This window comes from Xanthomonas citri pv. citri (genome assembly GCF_000961215.1).
GTDB classification, from domain to species: Bacteria; Pseudomonadota; Gammaproteobacteria; order Xanthomonadales; family Xanthomonadaceae; genus Xanthomonas; species Xanthomonas cissicola.
In genome coordinates, this window is sequence record NZ_CP008998.1 from 4895991 (window position 1) to 4922790 (window position 26800).

The 26800-nt window shown below is 63.7% G+C and carries 11 protein-coding genes and 1 pseudogene; 7 read left to right on the forward strand and 5 right to left on the reverse strand.

Annotated features, from left to right (window positions below; translation table 11 throughout):
- Window positions 1-173: 173 nt before the first annotated feature.
- Window positions 174-4028, reverse strand: coding sequence for a translocation/assembly module TamB domain-containing protein (locus AMD14_RS21500; RefSeq protein WP_011052808.1), 3855 nt, complete (start codon window positions 4026-4028; stop codon window positions 174-176).
- Window positions 4025-5806 carry an autotransporter assembly complex protein TamA gene (locus AMD14_RS21505; RefSeq protein ID WP_011052809.1) on the reverse strand — a complete coding sequence of 594 codons (1782 nt, stop codon included), beginning with the start codon at window positions 5804-5806 and terminating at the stop codon, window positions 4025-4027. Before AMD14_RS21505 ends, AMD14_RS21500 begins: the two co-directional genes overlap by 4 nt.
- A 391-nt stretch (window positions 5807-6197) precedes the next feature.
- Here AMD14_RS21505 and AMD14_RS25600 point away from each other — a divergent pair, with 391 nt between their 5' ends.
- The 6 genes and pseudogenes from AMD14_RS25600 to AMD14_RS21535 all read left to right on the forward strand — a co-directional run bounded on the left by AMD14_RS25600 (window position 6198) and on the right by AMD14_RS21535 (window position 12195).
- A complete protein-coding gene (locus AMD14_RS25600) occupies window positions 6198-6587 on the forward strand; it encodes an MvdC/MvdD family ATP grasp protein (protein ID WP_327213051.1) in 390 nt (129 codons plus the stop codon).
- The gene (locus tag AMD14_RS25425) at window positions 6494-7279 is read left to right on the forward strand and encodes an MvdC/MvdD family ATP grasp protein (RefSeq protein ID WP_234909447.1); all 786 of its coding nucleotides are present in this window, start codon (window positions 6494-6496) and stop codon (window positions 7277-7279) included. The genes AMD14_RS25600 and AMD14_RS25425 overlap by 94 nt, the downstream gene beginning before the upstream one ends.
- Before the next feature lie 98 nt (window positions 7280-7377).
- A complete protein-coding gene (locus AMD14_RS24925) occupies window positions 7378-7560 on the forward strand; it encodes a hypothetical protein (RefSeq protein WP_124632109.1) in 183 nt (60 codons plus the stop codon).
- A 327-nt stretch (window positions 7561-7887) separates the two neighbouring features.
- The gene (locus tag AMD14_RS25430; protein ID WP_234705907.1) at window positions 7888-8574 is read left to right on the forward strand and encodes a hypothetical protein; all 687 of its coding nucleotides are present in this window, start codon (window positions 7888-7890) and stop codon (window positions 8572-8574) included.
- A gap of 826 nt (window positions 8575-9400) precedes the next feature.
- Window positions 9401-10568: pseudogene (locus AMD14_RS24320) on the forward strand (IS3 family transposase).
- A 37-nt stretch (window positions 10569-10605) separates the two neighbouring features.
- Window positions 10606-12195 (forward strand): peptidase domain-containing ABC transporter, encoded by a 1590-nt coding sequence (locus AMD14_RS21535; RefSeq protein WP_011052812.1) that lies wholly within the window; start codon window positions 10606-10608, stop codon window positions 12193-12195.
- A gap of 276 nt (window positions 12196-12471) precedes the next feature.
- On the opposite strand, the gene glyS is transcribed toward AMD14_RS21535, so the two are convergent.
- Together glyS and glyQ are read right to left on the reverse strand one after the other, a co-directional pair.
- Window positions 12472-14709: a glycine--tRNA ligase subunit beta gene (glyS, locus tag AMD14_RS21540; protein WP_011052813.1), complete on the reverse strand. Its 2238-nt coding sequence runs from the start codon at window positions 14707-14709 to the stop codon at window positions 12472-12474.
- Between the two features lie 201 nt (window positions 14710-14910).
- Window positions 14911-15819, reverse strand: coding sequence for a glycine--tRNA ligase subunit alpha (glyQ, locus tag AMD14_RS21545; protein ID WP_003484954.1), 909 nt, complete (start codon window positions 15817-15819; stop codon window positions 14911-14913).
- A gap of 90 nt (window positions 15820-15909) precedes the next feature.
- On the opposite strand from glyQ, the gene AMD14_RS21550 reads away from it, so the two are divergent.
- Complete coding sequence (locus tag AMD14_RS21550) at window positions 15910-17724, forward strand: GspE/PulE family protein (protein ID WP_003484955.1); 1815 nt, start codon at window positions 15910-15912, stop codon at window positions 17722-17724.
- A 389-nt stretch (window positions 17725-18113) separates the two neighbouring features.
- Here the strand turns inward: AMD14_RS21550 and AMD14_RS21555 are convergent, their stop codons facing one another.
- Window positions 18114-26765 (reverse strand): type III secretion system effector XopAD, encoded by an 8652-nt coding sequence (locus tag AMD14_RS21555; RefSeq protein ID WP_041470743.1) that lies wholly within the window; start codon window positions 26763-26765, stop codon window positions 18114-18116.
- Window positions 26766-26800 lie beyond the last annotated feature (35 nt).

Here is a 26800-nt window from a genome sequence, read left to right on the forward strand (position 1 = left end):
ATAAAGAGTGCGTAATGGCGCGTTGAAACGGTCCAACGCGCCATTGATGCCGATGCGCAGCGAAGGTAAAGCAGATGCAACCGGTGTGATCCTCCATCCATGCAACAAAAGCTGCACACTAACGGCAGCAGACGCCGCAGAAGGACCAGCAGTTTCTACCAGCTCACCGTCGCCTACTTCTCCCGCCGCCAGTTCACCGACCCCTTGGTCTCGATGGTGCTGGATTCGGCTTCGATATCGAAGCCGCGGCTGAGCAGGTATTTGAGCGTCAGTACCGAGCCGCCGCCGACCATCGACACGCCGTAGCCGACGTAGAGTTTGGGCGAGAGATACTTGCCGAAACCGACCACCGAGCCCAACGTGCTGGATTGACTGACGCCAGCTTCGTCCAGGCCGAGCTTGGCGCCGATCTGCGAGGCGATCAGGCTGCTGCCGGCCGATAGTGCCGCCGAGGCGGCGCTGACCTGCTGGGTTTCGTCGCTGCTGGCGGTGGACAGGCCGCGGCCCAGGACCAGGTACGAAAGCGCTTCGGATTGCGACATCGCCGGCTCGGACCACACATCGGCACGCGGCGATTCGGCGCGGCCGCTGACGTCGATGCCGGCGGTGACATCGCCGATCTTGCGTTCGGCGCGCAGGCTCACGCGCGGGTCGGAGACGATGTTGTTGTTCCAGGTCAGCTGGCCACGGGTGATGGTCAGATCCTGGCCATAAGCCTTGTAGCGCCCACGCACATCCAGCCCGCCATTGGCGGTCATTTCGCGGCCAGGGCGCGCGCGGATCTGCATCTGCCCGCTCAGCCCACCCTTGAGGCCGAAGCCGCTCATGTTGACCTTGTCGCCGAGCACGATCGCCAGGTCCATATCCAGTGGCGATGCGGGCGTCTGTTCCGGGTCCACCGGGTCCAGCACCACCACGTCTTCGGACACCGAGGTGCCACGGTCCAGGCGTTCCAGGTCGATATCCGCTTCGGGCACGGTGACCTTGCCGCGCAACTGCATGGTGTTGTCGGTAATGCCGAACTGCATGTCCGGGTTGGCGATGATGCGCAGCTCGCTGGTGTTGTAGGCCAGCACGTTGTCGCCGCGGATATTGAGCAGCAGCGGGGTGCTGGTCCCGAACCACGACAATCCGCCATCGACGGTGAGCGTGCCGGGACCGGACTTGGCCGAGGCGGTGATCTTGGCCGAACCATCCGGCAACGCGTCGAAGCGGCCCTTGCCCTCGCTCAGCGTCAAACCCATCGACGGGTATTCGGCGGTGAAATCGCTCAGGGTCGCATCGCCGCCGAGCAGCGGTTTGTCGCGGGTGCCGCGCAGGCTCACGTGGCCTTCGACCAACCCCTTCGGCCGCACCACGTCGGCAATCACCAGCTCAAGCCAGTACAGCCGCGACATATTCAGATACAGCTCGCCGTTGAGCGGCGCGTACGCATCCCAGCCGGTATTGAACTTGGCATCGACAAAGCCGGCGCCCTGGAAACCGATACCGAGCTTGCCCTGGATCTGTTGCTGGGTGAAATCGGCCTGCACGCTGAATTGGTCGTAGCGCAGCAACTCGCCGCGATTGGGATTGCCGGCCACTGCAGCGTAACGAGTTTCGCCCAAACGAATGCCGCCTTCGGGCGACGCGATGCGCAGGCTGCCTTCCCAGGCATTGCCGCGTGGCTTGAAGCTGCCGTCCAGCGACAGTTCGCCACGCAGATAGATCTGCCGACCTTCCTGCTTGGGCAGCCACGGCTGCACCAGCGACAGCGGCAATGCGTCGCCGTGCACCACCATGCCCTCGCGCGGCCAATTGGCGCTGGCGCACAGTGCGCCGCCGGTGGCCGCGCCCAGGCAGGTGTCGGACAAGGTAAACGCGGCGCCATCGGTGCTGAACTGCGCCGGTTGGCGCAGCGACCAGGCATCGCCCTTGGCCGGTGCGATGCGCAGCGTTGCGACCTGGCCCTGCCAACGCTCGCCGTTGCGACGCACATCGCCCTGCAGGGCGACGCTGGCCATGCTGTTGGCGATGTCGGCATCCAGCCGCAGGGCCTCCACCGCGCCGCGCGCCTGCACGCGCACGCTGTCGAGCACCACACCGGCTTCGATGGCGGTCCCTTGCAAGGCCAGTTGGCCATCGCTGCCGCGCCACGGTAGCCGGCCACGCAGGCTGATGTTCTGGGCGCTATAGGTGTCCCACCGCAGGCCGTTGCCGGCAATGTCGGCGGTGATGTCGGGTGCGTCGCGCTTGCCGCTGACCTGCAGCTGCCCGCGCACCACGCCGGTGGCGCCGGGCAGCACGTCGTCCAGCTGCAACGGCTGCAGCTGCGCGGCGATATCGAGCTGGTCGCCCACCTTGCCCTTGGCGTTGATGCGGCTATTGCCCAGCGCCAGCTGCAGTTCGCCTTCGCCCTGTTGGCCGCGCAACGCGAACTTGCCATTGCCCGACAGCGCGCGTTGACGCAGCTGCCCGGTCAGGCTGGGAATTTCCGCAGTGGCCTCGAACCCCGGCGAGACGCCGCCGGCTGGGGCCGGCAATTGGCGACCTTTGGACGCGATCTTGCCGGACAGGTTGCCGTTCCAGCCCGGCGCGAAATAACCCGGATCGAACTTGGCAAGTTGCGCGCTGACATCCCATTGCAGCGCCGGCGCCCAAGCCACTTCACCGGTGAGATCCAGCGAGCCGCCCGGGGTTTTCGCCTGCACCTGCTTGAGCTGTGCACCTCGGTCGTTGCCACGGCTGTCGAAGACCAACTCGGCCTGCTGACCATCGCGCTCCACGGTGGCGCGGCCGATCGCGGCCCAGGCCTTTAACGTGCCGGCCACGCCCAGGCGCGCGTCTTGCAACTCCACCGGCACCAGCGGCGCGTCGGGCGTGGCTGGATCCGCGGCCGGGGTGAAGCGCAGGCCGCTGGCGTTGACTGCAAACCGGAAACTCGGATTCTGGGTGTCGCGGAAATCGGCGGTACCACGCAATTGCGTGCGGCCTTCGAAGGTGTCGATCACCAACGGTTCGACGGTGAGGACCTGGTCGGCCAGGGCGATATGCGAAGGCTGCAGCGTGGCGCTCAGCTCGCCTTGCTTGAGGCTGCCGTGCAGATCGGCGTTGCCACCCTTGCCGGAGGCTTGCAGGTTCAGCGCGATCGGCGTGGCCGGCGGATTGGCTTGACCCTCGGCGGCCGGAATCAACAGCGAGGTATCCAGTGCTTCGGTCACGGCCTTGAACGCCCAGGTCGGGTCGTCGCGGCCGGTGAACACCAGGCTGGCCTGCAGCGGCGCCGGCGCCCGGCCGGCGATGGCTACTTCCATCTTGTCCAGATCCCCGCGTGCCACCAGCCCCAGGCTGGCCGGGGTGCGCCCGCGTGCGGCCGGTAGCACCGCAGTGGCGGTCAGGTCGGCACGGTAATCGTCGTTGGGCAGGTAATCGCCGTGCAGGCGGAAGTCGCCCATGTCGGTGTCGATCACCAGATCGCGCGTGCGCAGCTCGCCCGTAGCCACATCGAGTCCGCCCTGCACCTTGTGCAGCACGATCATCGGCTGCTGCAGCTGGGTGATGCGCAGGTTCTGCACATCGATCTTGTCGGCCTGGATCGCCAGCGGCACATTGATCTGCGGTAGCGACTCGGGCCAGCTGGGCAGGGTGAACGGTTCCTCGCTCTTGCCCAGGTTCAACGTGGCATTGCTCACCTGCACCGCATCCAGCTGCAGCTTGCGCCCCAGCAGCGGGCGCAGGTCCGGCTCCAGATACACGCGCTCTGCAGTGAAGTGGATGTCCTGATAATGGAAATCCACATCGCGCAAGGTCAGCGGGCCGGCTACCGGGCCTTCGACCTTGCCATAGGTAAAGGTGGCGCCCACCGGCAGGCGCGCGGTGACCTGTGCCAGCAACACATCGCGCCCGGCCACGGTCTGCAGCAGCCAGTAGATCGCGATCAAGGCCAGCAGCACCAGCCCGAGCACGGTCAGGCCCGAGCCCACCCAGAACCGGCGCCGGCGATAGAAGCGCGGGCGCGGTGCCGGCGGCGTAGGTGAGGGTGCGCTCACAGGTTGGCCCCGATATCGATGTAGAGCTGGAATTGCGAGTCGGGGTCGTTCAAGCCATGTGCGATATCCACGCGCACCGGGCCCACCGGCGAGCGCCAGCGCAGGCCGAAGCCGATACCGGTGTGCCAGTCCGGCCGGTCATCGAAGGCGCTGCCGCCATCGACGAACACCGCCCCGCCCCAGGGGCCGCCCTTGAGGTAATGCTCGTATTCGGCACTGGCGGTGACCACGTTCTTGGCACCCAGCGCGAATTCGTCCGGCTTGGGCGTGCGTGGGCCGACTTCGCGGAACGCATAACCGCGAATGCTGTTGGCGCCACCGGCGAAGAAGCGCAGGCTCGGCGGCATCGCCACCAGGTCGCTGGTCCAGGTGGTGCCGCCTTCCCCGCGCAGGATCAACCGGCCATTGTCGCCAGCGCCCAGAAACCAGCGCAGCTGGCCATACAGCTGGCCGAAGTTGGTATCGGAGCCGGCACCCTCGGCGCCGCCGCGAATGAACATCTGCGCCGACACGCCACTGCGCGGAAACAGCCGGTCGTCGACATTGACGTAGTTGGCCTGCAGTTGCGGATAGATCAGTGTGGAGGTCTCGTACACCGCGCCTTCGAAATCGTCGCCGCTGCTGAAACGCCAACGCTCGCGCAAGGCGTTGATCGAGGCGATCGCGCTCCAGCGCTCGTTGATCTGGCCGCTGCGGCTGCCGGTGAGTTTGACGTTGCGCAGGTCGATGTACTCGGTCTGCTCGTCGTACAGCCGCGCCGAGGCGGTGTACCAGCCATCCAGCCAACGGAACGCCGGCACGCGGTAACTGGTGGTCAGGCTCTTGCGGTTCTGCGCGTAATCCAGCTGCGTGTCCATCTTGTGGCCGCGCGCGTTCACGTAACGCCGCTCCACGCCACCGCGCACACCGGCGCCGCTTTCGCTGCCGTAGCTCAAGCCGGAGGTGTAGACCGTGCGCTTGGCGCGGGTGAGTTTGACGTCCACCGGCACGCAGCCCTGGTCGTCCGCCTCTTCGGGCTTGGGTTGGATATCGATGGTGCTGAAGTAATCCAGCTTGGTCAGCGACTCGCGCAATCGGTCAAGCTTGCCTTCGTGGTAGTAGCTGCCTTCGTCCCAGTACACCAGCGGGTCGAACAGGCCATCGCGGAAGTAGTCGTAGTCGAAGCGCACCTTGCCCATGTCGTAGCGGCGGCCGCTGTCCCAATTCAGATCGATGTCGGCCGCATGCTCGGCACGCGTGATCGCAACGCGGCGCTGGGTGAAGTCGGCATCGAAGTAGCCACGCTCGGCCAGACGCCGGGTGATGCGGACCTTGCTGGCTTCGTACTGCGGATGGCTGAAGACCTGGCCTTCGCGCGGCTCGAACTGCTTGAGATCCTGGCCCAGATAGCGGTCCTGCTCGGCCCAGCCGGTGATGGAGATATGCGAGGTGCGCACCCGCACCGGCTCGCCACGATCCACCGTGATCACCACGGTCACTTTGTCGCCGGCGCGTGGTGCGGCCAGCGTAATGGTCGGCGAGTAATAGCCAAACGGCTCCAGCGCCTCACGCGTCTGCCGCTCGGCCTGTGCCAACAGATATTCCAGACGCGACTCGCCCTGCTCCTTGCCCACGGCCTCATACAGAGACAGGGAGACCTGGATGTTCTCGATCATCTCGGCGTCGTCGCCGTCGTCCAACCCCTTGATTTCGATCTTGTCGATGGTTGCCCGAGCAACCGCTTGCAGCGGAACGAACAGGGTGCACAGCAAGAAAAGAGCAAACGCGACTTTAAGCATCTGCAAAGGATACCCAGCCTTGGCGTGAAGGGCTAAAAAATGTGAGCAGACGCGACTATACGGGCGGCGCAACCTCCTTTGAGCCGAGATCACTTTAACGCTTTTTTTACACTCTCACCGCCGTTCTGTCTCGTCGGAATTAGACAGGATTTAGCTAAGCCAGTTGCTCCGCTTGAGCTCGCTGTGTTATGGCTCGCGAGTCGCAAATAGATGCACGTTCCGCTTTCTGCACTTAAACACCACGATCAATTCAATACCAAAATTATTTTTTGTCATGCAATGAAGGGAAAGGTGCTTAAAAACGCCAGTTGCTTAGGTTGTTTCCGTCTCTTTGGGGGCCGCAAGCTTGCGCTGAGAATTGCGGGTGCAATGAAAGGATGCGAGGACAGACATGCGTGATACCTACAAAAAAGCCGTACTGATCAATTCTCTCGACGGGGATTTCCATGCAGCCGTCTTTGGGCAAGCACTGTCTAGGCGCGGCAGTCGCGTCATCCGATGGAATGCCGAGGACTATCCCACAAAATCTTCGGTGAGTATCAGCTATGCAGAAAGGCATGCGGATGTAAAAATCAGCACAGGGGAGCATAACTTTAATGAAGATGATATCGGTGTCGTCTGGACAGGCGTCGGCGTGTGCCGGAAGTTCCGAAAGTCATCGACGTCAGGGATCGTCAGTTCGTCCAGATGGAGCTGGATGCGGCGTTCCATGCGCACAAGTCGCTCTTTAGAAAGGCGTTCTGGATTAATAAGGGTATTAGCGCAGACGCCTGTGAGTTGAAGATTCATCAGCTCTTGATGGCGCAAACTGTTGGGCTGCTCATTCCGCGAACGCTGATTAGCAACAAACCTAAGGAAATTCGTGCCTTCATTGAAAGTACTGGGGAACATATCTACAAGCCATTAACCGGCTATCTGTGGCAAGAGCAAGGCTCAGTGACCCAGACATTTACCGCGAAAGTGACGGCAGAGCTATTGCCCGAGAATAGCCTGCTAGCTGCAACTCCAGGGATATTCCAAACCAAGGTTCCGAAAAAGTATGAAGCACGCATCCAGTTCTTTGGCCGTTTCTACGGCGGGGTGAGGATTGAGTCCCACACGCTGAGCGGTGGAGACCTCGACTGGAGAATAGGACAAGGCGGCATCAAGGCGTGTGCGCCGGCAGTTCTCCCCGAAGAAATTTACCACAAATGTCTCAACCTCATGGAGCGGCTCGACATTGTCAGTGGCGGATTTGATTTCATCATTGATGAGAATGATCAATGGATCTTCCTAGAGGTCAATGAAGCCGGGCAGTTCATGTTTATTGAGACATGGTGCCAGAGTATCCCGCTCACTGAGGCGTTCTGCCAGTTCGTCGAGCGCGCAGATCCACAATTCGAGTATGAGCCAGTTTCCCAACCGCTTACTCTGAGAGAAGCCTACGAAGATGCTAAACGTTCGGGATTGGAAACTGAGTTGGTTTTTCCCTGAGTATTGATGCATTAGCGCATCAATTTGGTTCGCTATTCGCATGGATGGTCCATGCGTTGACGCGCAGCATTACCTGCGCACTTACTGGAGTCGATGAAATGAGCAATGCTGATGTCACGAAAAACCGTAAGAATGCTACTGAAACGGGACGTGTGCTTGCACGGGTCCTTTCTCGGGATGAAGTAGGCCAGGTTGCAGGCGGCGCCACGAACCCGACGCCGACCAATTCATGGAAGGACCAGAGCAAATGTACGCCGAAGACTGATCCCGGCTCCGCCTGAGGCAGCGCAACAATCGGTAGTTGGGCGATCTTGATCCGACTACTGGTGGGCGCGTCCAGCGGCTCCAGAGTTGGGCGCGCCTTAGTTGCGCATACGCCATTATTGATTACGAGCCCACGCCTCGCAGATCGAGCAACGAAATTCTAGGATCAATTCCGACCCGTCTCTAATGTGTGGCGATAGGTCATCTGCACATCGCAACCTGCTTACCTGCCCAGGTATTACGTCGCAGCCCCACGCCCCCTGGCCCTCTCTTTGAACGAGGTCGTCTGGATGTACGTGGCGGGTCGCGCAGCGTGACTGCTGTATTTGAGGATCTGGATATCTATGAAGAGAACTCCTTGGACTTTTCTAGCGTTAGCAACTATTTCCTGCGTGGCAAGTGCAGCAGATAAGAGTGTCTATATCGAATTTCTCTGGGACGCCCAGCCGCCTCATTCAATCGTACGCCAGCAGACCATCCAGTTCTTGACCGATGGTAAGCACGATCATCAGGTATGCGTCGCAACCGATCTTGCCGATACCGACGTGCATGGCTTGGTGTTGACGGTGCTCGACGCAACCGGACAGGAAGTATCGAGCCACAAGTATCCCGATTACCGGGGCGTCAAGCATTGCTATAGCGCCGATCTAGGCAAGGACGGCACGCTTGGCCTATGGACGTTCAGAGCGGAAGCAGGCGATGGGCGCGCTGGGGAAAGCACGATACAGGTCAATGCCAGGCTCGAGGACTCACCACTTTCTAAGGATCCTGGAACACCTTATGTCGTGGGGCGTCCTAACTATGATGCTTCGATTCCACCACGGGAATGGCTTGGCAGCCTTGAGTGGGATATGAAAGTCAACGCGCAAGGCAAGGTGACCGAAGTCTCTGTCGTGACAGCAGAGGGGGTTGGCTTGAAACTCCGCGACCGCGCCATCGCCGCAGGCTACCTTTCCCTCTTCTTCCCGGACAAGCAGCGAGAGAGCAAGCCACTGGTCTGGAGGCGCCAGCTTTCATTTGCACCTGACTAGGGCTTGGTGGGCTGGTTCCGCTCGCGCTGCGTGCTTGCCAACTTCCAGCCACGCTGCGGGTCAGTCGTTCCGGATCCGCCCCGGTAAGCGGCAGGTTTTTATGGGAAATTATCTCCGGCAGCACTGGGGAAACCCTCAGATACGCGACGCTACCGACTCAGGTTGAGGAGACATGTGTCGACCATTTTACAGATTCCTCTGTTGCAGCAATGGTAGGCACTGATCAACCCAGCGTTTAAACAGGCGCTGCACGGGATCTCCCCCTTACCCCAGTTTTGTCCAGCTCGGCGGATTGAATGACATTCCCGATTAAACCGCGATTCTAACTCTCGTCGCTTTTTGGAGGCCCACGGCCTTGCCTAGCGGATTTTGGATATGGTCAACGCCAATCTGGTGCGAAAAAGAGCAAGCTTTCGGTCTGGCACAATCGTCGGTGCGACTTTCGTCACAGCACCCAGCTAACTCAGAAGTGCCGATCCCACTCACCCCGAGACGTATAATAATAAACAAGAGCAATCGATGGTATTTCAACAAAAAAAGCGTGCATTGGCAGGGATGAAACCGGGGCTGTTTCAGCCAGCGCGATTTACCGCAGCCATGTCGCCGATGTCAAAGTGAGCCAGGAAAACACTAAAACTCCAGACCTGGAAGATCGCAACAGATGCGTGGGTGGTCGGGAAGATGGCGCAGGTGCTGACGCTATTTGTGCTGTCGTTACTCAAGCCAACTACATGCATCCTGTAGGCAGTGCTGATTGAAACTTTGATACGCCCAGGATTTCCTAGACATCTCAAGGCCATGGAAAATGGCTGATTCGGAGGTGTCCATGAGCAGTAAGCGGTATACGGATGAGTTCAAGATCGAGGCGGTCCGGCAAGTGACCGATCGTGGGTTCAAGGTGGCAGAGGTCGCCGAGCGACTGGGTGTCACCACGCACAGCCTGTACGCTTGGCTGCGCAAGTTCGGCAAGCCCGGCGTAGTACAGCGCGCTGAGGCGGACCAGAGCGCCGAAGTCCGGCGGCTGAAGATCGAGTTGCGCCGGGTGACGGAGGAGCGCGACATCCTAAAAAAGGCCGCCGCGTACTTTGCCAAGGGGTAAAGGCAAAGTACCTCTTCATGCAAGTCCACCGCGAAGAATTCAGGGTGTGCGCGATGTGCCGGGTTTTGCGGGTGAACCGGGCTGGATACTACGCGTGGCTAAAGTCGCCCGACAGTGAACGCGCCAAGGAAGACGAACGCCTGCTGGGGCTGATCAAGCACCACTGGTTGGCCAGCGGCAGTGTCTATGGGCATCGCAAGATTGCCAAGGATCTACGCGATCTGGGTGAGCGTTGCAGTCGCCATCGGGTGCATCGATTGATGCGCACCGAGGGACTGCGTGCCCAGGTGGGCTATGGCCGCAAGCCGCGCTTCCATGGCGGAACGCCGTGCAAGGCGGCAGCCAACCTGCTGGATCGACAGTTCGACGTGACCGAGCCGGACACGGCCTGGGCGAGCGACTTCACCTTCATCCGTACGCATGAAGGCTGGATGTACCTGGCTGTGGTGATCGATCTGTTTTCCAGGCAGGTCGTCGGCTGGGCGATGCGCGATCGAGCCGATACCGAGTTGGTCGTGCAGGCCTTGCTGTCGGCGGTGTGGCGGCGCAAACCCAGCGCTGGTTGCCTGGTTCATTCGGACCAGGGGTCTGTCTACACCAGCGATGACTGGCGCAGTTTCCTGGCGTCCCATGGCTTGGTGTGCAGCATGAGTCGGCGTGGCAACTGCCACGAGCGCGAAGCCTGCCCTTGGGGCACAACGCACCGGTGGAGAGCTTCTTTGGTCTGCTCAAACGCGAGCGGATCAGGCGGCGGATCTACCCCACCAAGGACGCCGCACGCGCCGAGGTGTTCGACTACATCGAGATGTTCTACAACCCACAACGCCGTCATGGTTCAACTGGCGACCTGTCCCCTGTAGAGTTTGAACGGCGCTACGCGCAACGAGGGTCTTGAGTGTCTACGGAACCCTGGGCGTATCAGATTGAAGAGGGTGCTCATCCAGATCTTCGCCCTCGCATTGGCGATCGAGGCGCTAGGTCTATCTATACCGCTCCAGGCCCAGTGGGCAGTCGACCAGATCTCAGAGTCCAACGGCAAGGTCATACTCACAGTTGCAGCAATCTTCTCGCTGGTGATCATCATCCAGGCGGGTCTGAATTTAGCGAGGGCTTGGTTGATTAGCTGGCTAGGGGCCAACATCAGCACCCAGTGGGTCATTAATATCTTCAGCCACCTCATGCGCCTGCCACTGGACTTTTTCGAGAAGCGCCACCTGGGAGACATCATGTCCCGATTCGGATCCATTCACTGGATCCAGGCGATCTTGACGGGTAGTTTCGTCACCGCACTGCTAGACGGCCTGACAGGCAGCCTAGCTTTAGTATTGCTATTTATCTACAGCACGGGTATGGCGACCGTCGCGGTGGCCGTGGCCACCCTCTATGCCTTGGGTCGCTTCCTCATGTTCGGTGCACTCTGGCGTGCAAGTGAACAGAGCATGGTGTTCGATGCACGACAGCAATCGGAGTTGATGGAGTCGGTACGGGGCATCCAGGCAATCAAGTTGGCAAACCGCCAGCTCGAACGCCGCGCCCGCTTGGCAAATGCTACGCTGGAGGCAGCCAAGCGTGGAATTACCGCGGAGCGGATCAAGCTGGGCTTTGGAGCCGCCAGCCAGGGCATCTTCGGGCTGCAGCGAGTTTTCTTGCTTTCAGCAGGCGCCTACTTGATCTCACGCAACGCGATGACCGCCGGCATGATGGTTGCCGCACTGTCTTATGCGGACCAGTTTTCTATTCGTGTGGGCTCCCTCATCGATAACGCGGTCGAGCTGAAGATGCTTGGACTCCACCTCAATCGTCTTGCCGATATCACCACTGCGGACGAAGAGCCTGCGCGCGGGCGCCTGGAAGGCGCCCTCCGGTCCGCACCGGAGGTGCAGGTGAAGGGGCTGGGATATCGCTACTCCGAATGGGAACCGTGGATCTTCAGGAACTTGAGCTTCACCATAGCACCTGGCCAGTCTGTTGCCTTGGTCGGTCCAAGCGGATGTGGCAAGACCACGCTTGCCAAAATCGTCCTTGGCCTGATTGCGCCGCAGGAAGGAGAAGTGACAGTAACCGACCAGCCCAGCCCTGTGTGTCGCAGCGCAATCCCCGCCGAGGGAATGGCGGCAGTGATGCAGGATGATTGCTTATTCTCTGGGACAATCGCCGACAACGTGGCGTTCTTCGACAGCTCGGCGGAGCTGTCGAAGATCGAAGCGGCAGCGCGTGCTGCTGGTATCCACGATGACATAGTTAAGATGCCAATGGGCTACGAAACCCTGGTCGGCGATATGGGCTCGACTTTGTCCGGTGGACAGAAGCAAAGGATCCTACTGGCGAGGGCACTATACACGCAGCCTAAGATCCTGGTGCTCGATGAAGCGACCAGCCATCTGGATAGCAAGAACGAAAAAGTTGTCAACGACGCAGTTATGGATCTGGAGATCACCAGGATCATCATCGCTCATCGCGAGCAGACCATTGCGATGGCGGACCGCGTGTTCGATCTTTCCAGGCAAACTTGGATCCGATGAGCGATCAGTGACTGCGTGGACGACGGACTCATGGCTTGCGCTCGGTTGAAGAGCCCAACGTGCCGATCGCCGACTACACCTACAGTAGTACCAGCATCCAGGGCCGCTGGTACGGCACCTCAGAGCTGTAGTCGGTCACTGCCAAATACTGGCGTTATGGCGTAGTTAATTGCAGCCTCAGCAGCGCCTGCAATGCAGATGCTGCCTCGCCCAGATCGCGCCGCGCCAACGCGGCCTGGGCGGCCTGCCAGTGCAGCGCGCCCGCCGAGCTGGACATCAGCTGGACAGATGCTCGATGGCGGCGACGCTGCCGAGGCGGTCGCCGAGCTTCTTCAACAATGCGAGCCGGTTGGCGCGCAGCTGCGGGTCGTCGGCATTGACCATCACGCCGTCGAAGAACGCATCCACCTGTGGGCGCAGGCGCGCCAGGCGTGCGAGCACGGCGACATAGTCATGGCGGTGGAGCGCATCGCCGGTGTCGCCGATGGCCGCTTCCACCGCTTCGGCCAGCGCTTCCTCGGCCGGCTCGCGCAGCAGGCTGGTGTCGATATCGCCGGGGATCTCCCCTTCGACCTTGCGCAGGATATTGCGGATGCGCTTGTTCGCCGCAGCCAGCGCATCGGCTTCGGGCAGCGTGGCGAAGATGCCGATGGCATCGATGCGGCGGTCGAAGTCGTAGAGGGAGCCGGGGGTCGCGCCCGGGTGCGCTCCTACGCTGGTCGGTGTCGGCACGGCCTCGGACGTGACCGAGAACAATGCGGCGACTGCGTTGAAATGCGTGGCCGGTACGCCCTTGTCGGCGTAGTAGCCGCGTAAGCGGTCGAGGATGAAGTCGAAGATTTCTTCCGAAGTCGCTTCTACATTTGGCACCCATAGCCCGCCGCTCTGGCGCTCTGCGACATTGACACCTTGCGCCTTGGCAGCTTCAGCCGCTGTTTGTTGTTTACCAGCTTGCGACGAAGCCAAAGCGGAATTAACCAAACTCACGGCTTTCTTCAGCAAATCAATTAGGGATAAATCAAACCCACTCTCAATCACCGTCCGCGCCAACCCCAACGCATTACGCCGCAGCGCAAACGGATCCTTGTTGCCGGTCGGCTTCAACCCGGCCGCAAACCCACCGGCCAACGTATCCAGGCGTTCGGCAATCGCCAGCACCTTGCCCAGCGGCGACAGCGCGATGTCGTCGCCGGCAAAACGCGGTTGGTAGGCCTCGTCGATGGCCAGCGCAATCTCGCTGGGTTCACCGGCGGCCTTGGCGTAATGGCGGCCGGCAATGCCCTGCAATTCCGGGAATTCGTTGACCATGCGCGATTGCAGGTCGTTCTTGGCCAACGCTGCAGCGCGGCGTGCCTGCAGCGGGTCGGCGCCCACCTGCGGGGCGATGATTTCGGCCAGCGCCGCCACGCGTGCGACCTTGTCGGCCACCGTGCCCAGCTTGGCCTGGTAGGTCACGCTGGCAAGCCCCGCGCCCATCGCCTCCAAGCCTTGCTTCAGGTCTTCATCGAAGAAGAACTTGGCGTCGGCAAAGCGCGGACGGATGACCCGCTCGTAGCCTTTGGCGACTTCGGCCACGTCCTTGGATTGGATATTGGCGATGCCGATAAACTGCTCGGTCAAGGTGCCGCCGTCATCCAGCACCGGGAAGAATTTCTGGTTGATCTCCATGGTTTCGATCAATGCTTCCTGCGGCACCGCCAGGAAGTCGCGTTCGAAACTGCACAGCACCGCCGCCGGCCATTCGACCAGGTTGACCACCTGCTCCAGGTTGTCGTCGCCGATGCGTGCGCTGCCGCCGGCCTGCCGGGCCGCCGCCTGCACTTCGTCGACGATGCGGGCACGGCGCGCGTCCGGATCCACCAGCACATGCGCCGCACGCAGCGCATCGACGTAGTCGCCGGGCGCCGCCAGCGACACCGCGCCTTCATGCATGAAGCGGTGCCCGCGCGTGATGCGGTCGCCGCGCACGCCCAGCAACTCGGCCGGAATCACCGCGGTGCCGAACAGCAGCACCAGCCACTGCACCGGCCGCGCGAAGGCGTATTCGTGCGCGCCCCAGCGCATCGGCTTGGGGATGGGCATCGCGGCGATGGCCTCGCGCAGGATCTCCGGCAACAAGTCGGCCGTGCGCGCGCCCGGCGTCACTGCGCGATGCACGAAACGCTCGCCCTTGGCGTCGCTGGTGCGTTCCAGCGCGGTCCAGTCGATGCCGGCCTTGGCGGCGAAACCGGCCAGCGCCTTGGTCGGCTGACCTCGCGCATCCAGCGCGATGTTGAGATACGGCCCCAGCACTTCCGAGCGCTGCTCCGGCTGCTCGGTGGCCACGCCCGGCAGCAGCACCGCCAGGCGACGCGGGGTGGACAGCGGTTTGGCATCGCCACGGGCGACGGCAATGCCGCGCTTTTCCAGGCCGCTCAGCACGCCATCGAAGAGGGCCTGCGCCAGACCCGGCAGCGCCTTGACCGGCAGCTCTTCGGTGCCCAGTTCGATCAGCAGGGGAAGTTGTTCGCTCATGTCAGATGGACCTTGCTTGTTCCTTCTGCCGTCAACGGGCGAAGGTGACTGGAGGATGTGCTTCTCCCGCTGGCGGGAGAAGGTGGCGCGCAGCGCCGGATGAGGGTCGTGCCAGGTGGGATGGCGTACTGCCCCCATCCGCCCTTCGGGCACCTTCCCCCGCGAGCGAGGGAAGGGAACTGCATCAGCAAGTCGCCGGCATCAACGTTTGACGCCGGGAAAGCCGAGCTTCTCGCGCTGGGCGTAGTACGCCTGCGCCACGCCCTGGGCCAGCGCGCGCACGCGCAGGATGTAGCGCTGGCGTTCGGTGACGCTGATCGCGCGGCGCGCATCCAGCAGGTTGAAGGCGTGGCTGGCCTTGGTGACCTGCTCGTACGCCGGCAGCGGCAGGCCGACCTCGACCAGGTGCCTGGCTTCGGCTTCGCAGGCGTCGAAGCGATGGAACAGCTCGGCCACATTGGCGTGTTCGAAGTTGTAGGTGCTCTGCTCCACCTCGTTCTGGTGGTACACATCGCCGTACGTGACCGCCGCTCCGTCCGGGCCGTAGGTCCACACCAGTTCATAGACGTTGTCGCAGCTCTGCAGATACATGCACAGCCGTTCCAGACCGTAGGTGATCTCGCCCAGCACCGGTTTGCACTCCAGTCCGCCGGCCTGCTGGAAGTAGGTGAACTGGGTCACTTCCATGCCATTGAGCCAGACTTCCCAGCCCAGGCCCCAGGCGCCGAGCGTGGGCGATTCCCAGTTGTCCTCGACAAAACGCAGGTCGTGCACCAACGGGTCGATGCCCAGCGCCTGCAACGAGCCCAGATACAGGTCCTGGATGTTGTCCGGATTGGGCTTCATCGCCACCTGGTACTGGTAATAACGCTGCAGGCGATTGGGATTTTCGCCATAGCGGCCATCGGTGGGACGGCGCGAAGGCTGCACATAGGCCGCATTCCACGGCTCGGGCCCCAGCGCGCGCAGGAAGGTGGCCGGATGGAACGTGCCCGCGCCCACTTCCAGGTCCAGCGGCTGGATCAGCACGCAGCCCTGTTCGGCCCAGTACTGGTTGAGGGTCTGGATCAGGCCCTGGAAAGTGATTGGAACGCGCCGGGAATCGGACATGCAGCAAAGGCCGTACGGAAGGGGTGCGCTAGTATACCGGCCGACCCGCGGCGCTTTGCCGCGCAGCACCGCTGCTGGGGAAGAACACGCATGGAACAGCGGCGCACCGCCGATCCGGATAACGCTGTGGCATTGCTGCCGCGCGGCCGGCTGATGTTCGACCCGGTGGCCGCGGCCCTGCTGGCCGACGGCATGGTGGTACCGCACGAACACGAGCGCGTGCAGTTCTCCGCCAGCGGCGCGCGCACCGCCAGCGATGTGCATCCGCTGGTGCTGCTGGCCAATCTGAAGTTGCACGCCGCGCAGCCGCCGGCCGGCGAGCTGGGCCTGGAACGGCTCACCGAATGGCTGGCCACCCGCACCGGGCTGCGCTATCTGCGCATTGATCCCACCCGCATCGATGTGGCCGCGGTCACCGGCGTGGTCTCGCATGCGTATGCGCGCAGGCACCGCATCCTGCCGCTGGCGCTGGATGCCGAGCGCGTGCTGATCGCCACCAGCGAGCCGTTGGCGCTGGACTGGCTGGCCGACGTGCAACACCTGAGCCGGCGCCGCATCGAGCTGGCGCTGATCAACCCGCTGGACCTGCATCGCTACACGATGGAGTTCTTCGGCGTCACCCAGTCGGTGCGCGGCGCGCGCAGCGATGCGCGCAGCACCGAACCCAACGCCGGCCTGCCCAGTTTCGAGCAGCTGGTGGAACTGGGCCGCGCCGGCGACGTCAATGCCGACGACCACCACATCGTGCATATCGTCGACTGGCTGCTGCAGTACGCCTACGAACAGCGGGCGAGCGACATCCATCTGGAGCCGCGTCGCGAGGCCGGGCGCATGCGCTTCCGCATCGATGGCGTGCTGCACAAGGTGCTGGAAGTGCCGCCCTCGGTGATGACCGCCGTGGTCAGCCGCATCAAGGTGCTCGGGCGCATGGATCTGGCCGAACGCCGCCGCCCGCAGGATGGCCGCATCAAGACCCGCTCGCCGGGTGGGCGCGAGGTGGAAATGCGGCTGTCCACGATGCCCACCGCCTTCGGCGAGAAGTGCGTGATGCGCATCTTCGACCCGGATTCGGCGTTCAAGAGCATCGAGCAGCTGGGTTTCAGCCCCGAAGAAGCCACCGGCTGGAGCGCGCTGGTCGAGCGCCCGCACGGCATCGTGCTGGTTACCGGCCCCACCGGCTCGGGCAAGACCACCACGCTGTATTCCACGCTCAAACGCCTGGCCACGCCGGATGTGAACGTGTGCAGCGTGGAAGACCCGATCGAGATGATCGCGCCGGAATTCAACCAGATGCAGGTGCAGCAGAACATCGACCTGGATTTCGCCAGCGGCGTGCGCACGCTGCTGCGCCAGGACCCGGACATCATCATGATCGGCGAGATCCGCGACCTGGAAACCGCGCAGATGGCGGTGCAGGCCTCGCTCACCGGGCATCTGGTGCTGTCCACGCTGCACACCAACGATGCCGCCTCGGCAATCACCCGCCTGCTCGACCTGGGCGTGCCGCATTACCTGGTGGCCTCCACCCTCAACGGCGTGCTGGCGCAGCGGCTGGTGCGCACGCTGTGCGTGCATTGCAAGCGCCCGCACACGCTCAACGACGCCGACTGGGCGGCCATCCGCGAGCCCGGCGAGGCGCTGCCGGAACCGCTCAACGTGCACGCCCCGGTCGGTTGCCTGGAATGCCGCCGCACCGGTTACCTGGGCCGGGTGGGCCTGTACGAACTGCTGCCGGTCACCCCGCGCCTGCGTACCCTCATCCGCCCGGATACGGAACTTGCCAGCTTCAGCCAGGCTGCCCGCGGCGAAGGCCTGCGCACGCTGCGCCGCACCGGCCTGGAGAAGGTCGCCGCCGGGCTGACCACCATCGAAGAAGTGCTGTCGGTGCTGCCGCCGCGGGAGTAGACGCGTCCTACGTCCTGGCGACCACGCCGCTTGCGCGTGCGTGATCGGTCGACGCCGCGAGGCGTCGATGGCCGGCAGGGGCCGGTTAAAAACGTCTGTGCTGACAACAGGACCGATCCCTGCCGGTTGCTCGTGTTCGCTCAGGCGCACGGTTGCGTGGCATGCACGCAGCAAGACCTCCAGTTAGCACGCCATTCTCCAACACGTCGCGGTCGATCGCCGTGACGACGATCGACGCGTTCGCCCGCGCCTGCGAGCCGCACGCGCGTGATTCCCGCACCAGTGCAACTCGGCGCGCATGCCTTCAGGGTGGAGCTGTCGTCCGGCTCACAGTTCAACCTTCCTGATCATCGCCGCAGTTTGCCGACGTCTTGAGCCGTTGATGGAGCTCATTCGCGATCCCCCAGACGCTCGATGCGGGCGGGCTCGCTCACCCTGGCGGTCATCTCGTGCATCGCCTGTCTGTGCCCTGCGATTTCCTGCGTCAGTTTTGCCTGCCTGACCGGATCGGGCCGAGGTTTTTGCCGCTCCTTGTCCAGGCGTGTCTGCGCCAACTGCATCCGCTTGTACGACAGATGCGTTTGCGCCTTGGCGTTGAAGCTCTCGGCCGTGTGGAACTGCACTTCAAACGCGTAGCCCTCGGCATCGGTGAAGCTGGCATTGATGCCCCGGTAGGTGCCGTCTCCCGAGGTGAAGTAATTCTTCAGCTTCACGCACGTCATCCCTTGCCGACGCAGTGCGTCCTGGGCCGCCTGCACCTTCGCCACGAAACCCTCGGACGGCAACTCAAGCGCATAGCGCAGCGCATCGCCCACGCTCTGGGTGGCCTGTTCTGCGGTCATGCCGGCGCGCAGATGGCGCCGGATCTTGTCCTTGATCGAGGCGACCGATTTCTGGAACGGGGCCTGTTGCACCTGCTCGATCCGGCCCTGCCTGGCGTCGTAGCGCACGTTGCCCCAGAGCCGCGCGCCCAAGCCTTCGGCCAGCGTGGTGAGCACCGGCGTCAGCGACGCTTGCTTGCCTGCGGCGGCGTTGAACACGCGGTGTGCCTGCGATGCGTCCGCATTGACGGTAGTCTGCTCGGAGCCGCGCGTCGGCGGTGTGCTCGTCAACGCCGGCACGGTCTCTTCCTGCCAGTCGTCGATCTCCTCGCACCCCGGCGGCGAAGCCACGCGCTTGAAGGCCTCCAGCGCAGGCGCCTGCAGGGTGCGCTGCTCGGCTCGCGACGCACCGCCAACCGCCAGCGCATGGGCGTGCTTGTACAGATCGTGGAAGCGCTCCTTGAGCGCGAAGGTCTCCGGCGTGTGGAACTGGATCTCCCACAGCGCACCGGCAGGGCTGCGCAGCGTGACATTGATGGCCTTGAAGGAGGGCGGGTACGCGGTGAATTGATTGGTCAGCTTGACCCGTGCATGGCCCCGATCGTCCAGTGCGGCCAGCACGGCGCGCAGGCCGGCGGTAAAGTCCTGCGGTTCCAGCACCACGCTGTAGCGCAGCGCGTCGTTGACGCCGGCAGCCGCCTCTTCCAACGACTGCTTCTTCAATACCACCCGCTGCATGAGCTTTTCCTGCAACGAGCTGTATGACTTCAGTTGGTGCTGCGTGCCGGCCAGTTGCCCACCATGGCGCCCGGCAATGTTCTGCAGCATGTCGGTGAGCTGCGGCTCCATCTGGCGAGCGCGCCTGAGCAAGGCCTGTGCCTCCACCGCAATGTCCTGCGGCTGCACGGCGCGCAGCCGCTCGGCCGGCGGCTGCGGCCGGTCGATCCAGCCGGCCTGCTGAAGCGCCTCAAGCGCGTCTTCCATGACCCCGGCGGCCATCGACGGCATGCGCTGCAGCAGCAGCCTGGTCTGTTCGGGATCGAAGCGCCCATCCTGCATGGCCCGGGCGGTGGCCCTGCTGTAGGGCACGCTGCGGACCCGCTCGGCAAAGTTCCGCTCGGACCGTTCGCAGGCCTCCACGATCTTGGCGAACAGTGCCGTACCAGTGTCGGACTTCAGCGCATCGGTGCCGACCTTGATCGCGATGGTGAACAGGTTGCGCATGGTCAGTTCCGGCTCGCCGGGGACGAGCCCGGGTTGCCCGTCCGGGAACTGCGCATGCGACAGCCGGCATACCGGGTAGTTGTCCAGGATGGCGTGGATGCGCGCCTCCACGCCAGCGGCGGACTCGTAGGCCTTGGCCAACCCGGGAAACGCCTCAGCCAGGGCCTCGGGCAACGCCGGCGCGGCGCTGTCGGCGGACGGGTCCGCCGACAGCGCAAGCAGCTGTGCGTGCAGCAACGCGGCAGCTTCACGCGCCTCGGGCAGGTGGGCGCGTTCGATCGCCTCGCGCGCCTGCACGCGCAGCGTGGGCAACACCTGGGGATCGCGGACCTGTTCTTCGAGCAGCTCGCGCAAACCGTTGCGCAACCCGCGCTCGATGCCATCGTAGGTGCCGAACATCATCTCGCGCGCCATCGCTTCGCGCAGTTCGTTCGGCTGCCCCATGAAGCGCGCCGCCAGCGTGGCGGCCGCCGAGGTGATGCGCTGACCGCGCTTGAGGGCCATGATCTCGGCCAGCCGCCCGGGCTGGTAGTGACCGCTGACCGGATCGATGGCCGGCGTGGCCGTCTTCGGCGGCTTGAAGGACTTTTGCCGACCGCGCCGGGCCTGGCGATCCATCATGACCCGCGAAATCAGCGCAGCCAGCTTGGGGTAGCCGGCGTAGATGAAGGCGTCGTCGCCGTCGGTGTCCATGTTGCGTTTGCGCAACTCGTCGATCGGCAGTGCGCCCAGGCGCCCAGGCTCCACGATGTCCTTGAGCCGCAGGCTGCCGGTGCTGAGGATGTCGCGCGGCAAGGCACCGCGGTCGCGGCCGTTCGTCCAGGACGACAGCGTCTTCAGGTCTTCCTTGGAGCAGGCCAGGTCGGTGTCGCTGAACGCGGCCGGCCATTGCTGCTCCGGCACCACCACCAGCATGCCCTTGCTGTGCAGCATCTGCGGGTCGACGCCAGAGCGATCGTCGAAACCGGTGTAGCTGTACTGGATGCCGAAGCACCGCGAGAGGAACGCGGCGGTGGCGTCGCCCTGGGCCACGGTGGCGATGCGTTGCTCCGGCACCGGCAGCAGATTCTCCTTGTCGTAGGGGGGCTTGCCGAGCAGCAACGGGCCGCCGGCGACGTCGAAGGCCTGGCTGCGCTGCTGCGGCAGATGCACCTTGTCGTCGGCCGACGGCACCGCCCGCACCCGCTGACCCTGGTAGCCACCGCCGATGAGCGGCCTGTACACCCACAGGGGATCATCGCCTGTCGGCTCCAGTGTCTGCAGCCGGTCCTGCAGCGCCGCGTACGCCTCTTCCAGCGCCGCCGCATCGCGCGGGTAATGCTGCAGCGCCTGCGCCGGCATCAGCGAAGGACCCTTGTCCTTGGCCACCAACTCGCGCTGCTCCTCGGTGGCCTGGTTCGCCTGCACCGCGTGCCAGGCATCGTAATGCTTGCGGAAGGCCGGAATGGACAAGGCCACCTCCAGTTTCAGGAAGCCGCAGCCATCGTTGGGGCACAACGCCAGGGCAGTGCCATCCACGGCCAACGGCTTGAACGGATGCGCAGGGCCCTCGACGTCATCGAACACGCCCAGGCGCAGCGTGCCTTCCACGACATGGTCACTGGGCACCATCTCCAGCAGCGAGCGCTGCATGCGCGACCAGTCCTCGCGTTGCGGAGCGAGCTTGGCGGCCAGCTGCATCAGGCTGCTGCCCGGGGCGGTGTCGGCATAGCGGAAGGCCGGCAACAGCGACGCCGACTCCTTGCGTCGGGACATCACCAGACTGCTGCTGCCGGATTTGCTGCGCGCCGCGCGACTGCCGCCGAACAGGTCGAAGCGCCAGGGCTCGCGGTTGTAGTTGAACGTCCGCGCGAGCATGAAGGTCGATAGCTCACCAGGCAATTGCACCTCCACCAGCGGCAGCCCGGTCAGGCGCGCAAACAGCGAGTACGGCTTGTCCGATTCGGACCGATTGGTCGACAACTCCTTGCCCACCAGATCGACCACCACATGGGTCGTGCTGCCGCGGCCGAGCGCCGGCGCCACCGGCCGACCGGGAACCGTGGACATGCTCAAGCGCCCACTGTCCAGGTCGAAGCGGGTCGGTGGATGAGCCTGGGTGATCGTCGGCGCTTCCTTGGCCATGCGCAGGTCCAGGGCGTCGAACACCTGGTCGCCGGCCTCGATCTGCGCGATCAGGTTCCAGCTCATCTCGCCCAGGTCCGCCTCGATCGCCTGGCGCGTGCGCACCAGCGTCAGGTCCACCCACTTCACCAGTTCATCGCGGCGCTGGCGCAGTTGCTTGCGCGGGCCGTCAAGATGGCGCGCCTTCCATTGCCGGCTCACCACCGCGTAGGCCTTGAGCACCTGGTAGAAGGTCAGCGCCGGGCAGCGCGTTGCATGCTGTTCGATGCCGGCCGACGCGCGCGCGCCGTCGCCGCGCAGGTACAGGTCGATCTTGCGCGCGACGATGGGCTGCAACGTATCGAACACGCGCAATGCCTGGACCCGATGGCGGGGGGACAATTCCGGACTGCGGATCAGCGGCAACAGCCCCATGCAGAGACTGCCGATCCCCTCTAGGCTGGTCTGGCGTAATCCATCGTCCCCGATCAGTCCTGCAAGCCGCTCCAGCGCTGGCTGTCCCAGCGAACGCATCTGGCGCTGCAGCCGCGCCGATGCCAGGGCCTTGAAGAGCACCCCGATCTCGGCGGCCGAAGCGGACGCAAACCGCGCGCGGTGCACATCCAGGTGGCCGGCCATCGCCTGCAGCTTGGCGACGCCCAGGGCCAGGAACTGCTCATCATCCTCTTCGTCCAGATGCGACAGCCGGGAGATCGCGTTGGCCACCACCGCGACCCCACGCATCTCGAACTGCCGCCAGGGCAGCTCGGCCGAGCCTGCGCGCTCGGCGAGCAGCACGAATGCCGACCGGCACACCGGCCTGGCGAGGCATTTGCTCAGCGCGTTGAGCGCCACGGCCACGCCTTGTGGGTCCAGGGCCTTGTGCAAGCCGGGCTCGTTGGCCAGCCTCGCCGCCAAGAGGTCGATGGCCGTCTCGCAGACCTGAGTCCTCGGCCATTTGCTCAGGGCGTTGAGAACTTGGGTTACGTGGATAGGGTCGAGAGCCGTGCACAAATCCGGAGCGTGGGTAAGCCGCTCGGCTAGCGCACGGGCGGCCATCTCGCAGTCCTGCGTATCGGGCCATTTACTCAACGCGTTGAGTGCATGGGCCACGCCTTGCGGTTGCAAAGCCTTGCACAACTCGGAATCGTCGGCTAACCGCTTGGCCAGCGCACTGACGGCCGCCGCACAGTTCTCGTTGTCAGGCCATTTGCACAGGGCGTTGAGTACGTTGGCCATGCCGAGCGGGTCCAGCGCATTGACCAACTGGGACTCTTTGGTCAAGCGATCGGCCAGCGCACCGGCGGCCGCCGCACAGCCCTCGTTGTCGGGCCATTTGCTCAGGGCGTTGAGCGCCTGGGACAGGCTGGAAACGTCGAGGGCCTCACACAACTCGGGCTTTTTGGCCAGCCGCTCGGCCAGCGCACCGGCGGCGGCCGCACAGTCCTCGTTGTCGGGCCACTTGCTCAGGGCGTTGAGTACGGTGGCCATGCCATGCGGGGTCAGCGCCTCGCGTAACTCGGCATCTTGGGCCAGCCGCTCGGCTAGCGCGCGAGCAACCTTCTCGCAGTCCTGCATGTTGGGCCATTTGCTCAGGGCGTTGAGCGCGCTCGTCACTGCCTGCGGCTCGAGTGCATTGCGCAAGTCGGGCTCGACTGACAACCGCGCGGCCAGTGCGCTGAGGGCAGCCTCACAGATCGGCGTGTCGGGCCATCTGCTCAGGGCGCTGAGCACGCTGCCCACGCCTTGCGGGTCCAGCGCCGCGATTAACCGGGCATCATTGGCCAGCCGCCCAGCCAGCGCGCCTGCGGCCTTTGCACAGTCCTCGTTGCCGGGCCATTTGCACGACGCCTGCAGCGCCATGGCAAATTCTTGCGGATTAAGTGCATTGCGCAAATCGGGCTCGACTGCCAGCCGCGCAGCCAGCGCGCCGGCCGCCGCCGCACAGTCCCGGTTGTCGGGCCATTTGCACAAGGCGTTGAGCGCCGTGGCCACCTGCATCGCGTGGAGGGCATTGCGTAGCTTGGGATCTTTGACCAGCCGCTTGGCTAGCGCACGGGCAGCCTTCTCGCAGTCCTGCGTGTCGGGCCATTTGCTCAAGGCGTTGAGTGCGATGGCCACGCCTGGCGGGTCCAGTGCCACGACTAACCGGGCATCTTTGGCCAGCCGCTTGGCCAGCGCGGCTGCGGCCTTCGCACAGTCCTCGTTGTCGGGCCATTTGCTCAGCGCATTCAACGCGTTGACCACGTCCAGTGAATTGAAGCCCTCGCGCAACAGAGGATCGTCGACTATGCGCCGGGCCAGCCTGCGGGCGGCTTTCGCACAAAGCTCGGTGTGCGGCCATTTGCTCAGGGCATTCAAGACGTTGGCCACGTCTAGTGGCTCAAGTGCATCACGCAAGTCGGGATTATTGGCCAACCGCCCAGCCAGCGCCTCGGCGGCATTCTCGCAATCCTGCGTGCGGGGCCATTTGCTCAGAGCGTTGAGCACCACGACCACACCTTGCAGGTCCAGTTCCTTGCGCAACTTGGGCTCCTTGACCAGCCGCCCAGCCAGCGCGCCTGCGGCCTTTGCACAGTCCTCGTTGCCGGGCCATTTGCTCAAGGCTTTGAGCGAGATGGCCACGCCTTGGAGGTCCAGCGCCTCGACGAACCAGGAACCTTTGGCCAGCCGCCCAGCCAGCGCGTCGGCGGCCTTCGCACAATTCCCGTTGTCGGGCCATTTGCTCAGCGCATGCAGTGCGATAGCCACTTCTTGCGGCCTGAGGGCATCGCGTAAATCGGGCTCGAATGCCAGCCGTTCGGCCAGCGTGTTGGCGGCGGCCGCAAAGACCTCGTCATCGGGCCATTTGCTCACGGCGTCCAGCGCTTGGATCACGTTGATCGGGTCGAAGGCTTTGCACAAGTCGGGATCGTGGGCCAGCTGGCCGGCCAGCGCGCTGGCGGCCTGCCCACAGATCGGTGTATCCGGCCATTTGCTCAGTGCGTTGAGCAGGTTGGCCACACCTTGCGGGTCCAGATCCTTGCGCAACTCGGGATCGTCGACCACGCGTTCGGCCAGCGCACTGGCGGCGGCTGCACAGACCAGAGTGTCGGGCCATTTGCTCAGCGCGTTGAACACGTTGGACACACCTTGGCAGTCCAGGTCCTTGCGCAGCTCGGGGTCGTCGGCGACCCGCCCTGCCAGCGCACTGACGGCGGCTGCACAGACCTGGTTGTCGGGCCATTTACTCAGGGCGTTGAGCGCGTTGGACAGGCCTCGCGCGTTCAGGGACTTGCATAACTCGGGGTCGTCGGCCAGCCACTCGGCCAGTGCGATGGCGGCCTCCGTACACACCGATATATCGGCCCACTTGCTCAGAGCGTTGAGCGCTTGAGTCACGGCGATGGGGTCGAGAGCCTTGCGCAAGCCGGGATCGTCCACCAACCGTTCGGCCAGCGCACTGGCGGCCGCCGCACAGACCTCGTTGTCGGCCCATTTGCTCAGGGCGTTGAGCGCATTTCCCACTTCTTGCGGCTTCAACTCCTTGCGCAATCTGGACTCGTCGGCCAACCGCTCGGCTAGCGCGCTGACGGCATTTTCGCAGTCAGGTGTGTCGGGCCATTTGCACAGGGCGTTGAGCGCGGTCGCCACGCTCTGCGCATCCATGGCGCAACGCAGGCGCTTGTCGCTGGCGAAAAGCGCGGCAAACCGGTGCGCCATCGCCTGGCAGTCCGGATTATCGAACCACTTGCTGAAAGCATTGAGCGCCAGGCTGATGTTCTGCCCGCTCAGAGACTGTCGGGCTTTGTCGTCACACTGCAGATGACGTGCCAAACGCGCCGCCGCGCGTTCACACCGGCCGCTATCGAGATTCTTTGAGAAGGCATTCAGCAGAAGAACTGACGGGTAGCCCCCCAGCCCCACCAGATCATCGGCCTGCGTGAGCTCTCCGGCGATCCACGCGATGGCCTCCATGCACGCGGGCAGGTTCTGGTGCTTGCTTAGCTTGTTGCCCACATGCGCCAGCTGCTTCAGCGATGCCCCTTCGAACCATCCGGTCCCGGAAAGGTACTGCGCCGCAAGCTCGGTGCAACGATCCAAATCGCGGGGCGTTGCCCCCCTGGTGCGCTGTGCATTGGCAACCAGCTGGAGGTACTTGTCGAGCCGACTCGCGTTGACTTGCGCATGCAAACTCTCTTCCAGGAAGGGCAACGCCATGCCGCCACGCATGCGCTGCGCCAGCTCGTTGTCATACGCCATGGACACGCACAGGCCGGCGTTGTGGTTGCGAGCGATCCCGTGGGGCTCGCTCAACTGTCGCTGCTGTTGCTGTCGCTGTGCCTGTAGCCGTTTTTTCGCCGCCCAGTCCAGCTGATGTTCGGCCCTGCGGAGATCCTCGGTCAGCCCCATGCCATGGAATGACCGCTTTGACTGCCGAGAGGGCGCCTGCTCTTCACGCGGTCGCTTTCTGGCGGACCATTCGGACGGTTGTTCGCGCGGTCGAAGAGATGCCCTTGCCTCCACACCATGCTGCGACGATCGTTGTGGCCGATGATGCGCTGACGACGCGCCGACCTCGGCGGTCACCTTGTCCGGGTAGCGCTCGGTTTTGATGCGCTCGTTTTTTACGGCAGCCGGCTGCCACTGCCGAACGCGCCTGTCCCATGCGCCTTCGCTGGCATCGATTTCCTCTTTCTTTGAGGCGCTTGCCGTAAAGGGCTGCCTGTCGCGCGTCGAGGCCCCTGGGTCATCCGACTCTATCCTCTGCCGTTTTCTAGGCGGCCGTCCAAGCGGTTGATGCGTGCCGCTGCTGCTGGCTGCTGCCTGATCCTCCGTTAGCTCGGGCTTTTCGGCATGAGCGTAAGGCGAGTTTGTGCGGAACGCAGTTGGATGGGTGGCATGGGTTTTCATGCCCGGAAATTTAGTCAATCTGCCCGCGAGCGACT

Excerpts from the sequence above, each read along its gene's own strand:
- AMD14_RS25430 (WP_234705907.1), top strand. The coding sequence starts at position 7,888 with ATGAAGAGAACTCCTTGGACTTTTCTAGCGTTAGCAACTATTTCCTGC.
- AMD14_RS25425 (WP_234909447.1), top strand. The coding sequence starts at position 6,494 with ATGGAGCTGGATGCGGCGTTCCATGCGCACAAGTCGCTCTTTAGAAAG.
- AMD14_RS21550 (WP_003484955.1), top strand. The coding sequence starts at position 15,910 with ATGGAACAGCGGCGCACCGCCGATCCGGATAACGCTGTGGCATTGCTG.
- AMD14_RS24925 (WP_124632109.1), top strand. The coding sequence starts at position 7,378 with ATGAGCAATGCTGATGTCACGAAAAACCGTAAGAATGCTACTGAAACG.
- glyQ (WP_003484954.1), bottom strand. The coding sequence starts at position 15,819 with ATGTCCGATTCCCGGCGCGTTCCAATCACTTTCCAGGGCCTGATCCAG.
- glyS (WP_011052813.1), bottom strand. The coding sequence starts at position 14,709 with ATGAGCGAACAACTTCCCCTGCTGATCGAACTGGGCACCGAAGAGCTG.
- AMD14_RS21505 (WP_011052809.1), bottom strand. The coding sequence starts at position 5,806 with ATGCTTAAAGTCGCGTTTGCTCTTTTCTTGCTGTGCACCCTGTTCGTT.
- AMD14_RS21555 (WP_041470743.1), bottom strand. The coding sequence starts at position 26,765 with ATGAAAACCCATGCCACCCATCCAACTGCGTTCCGCACAAACTCGCCT.
- AMD14_RS25600 (WP_327213051.1), top strand. The coding sequence starts at position 6,198 with ATGCGTGATACCTACAAAAAAGCCGTACTGATCAATTCTCTCGACGGG.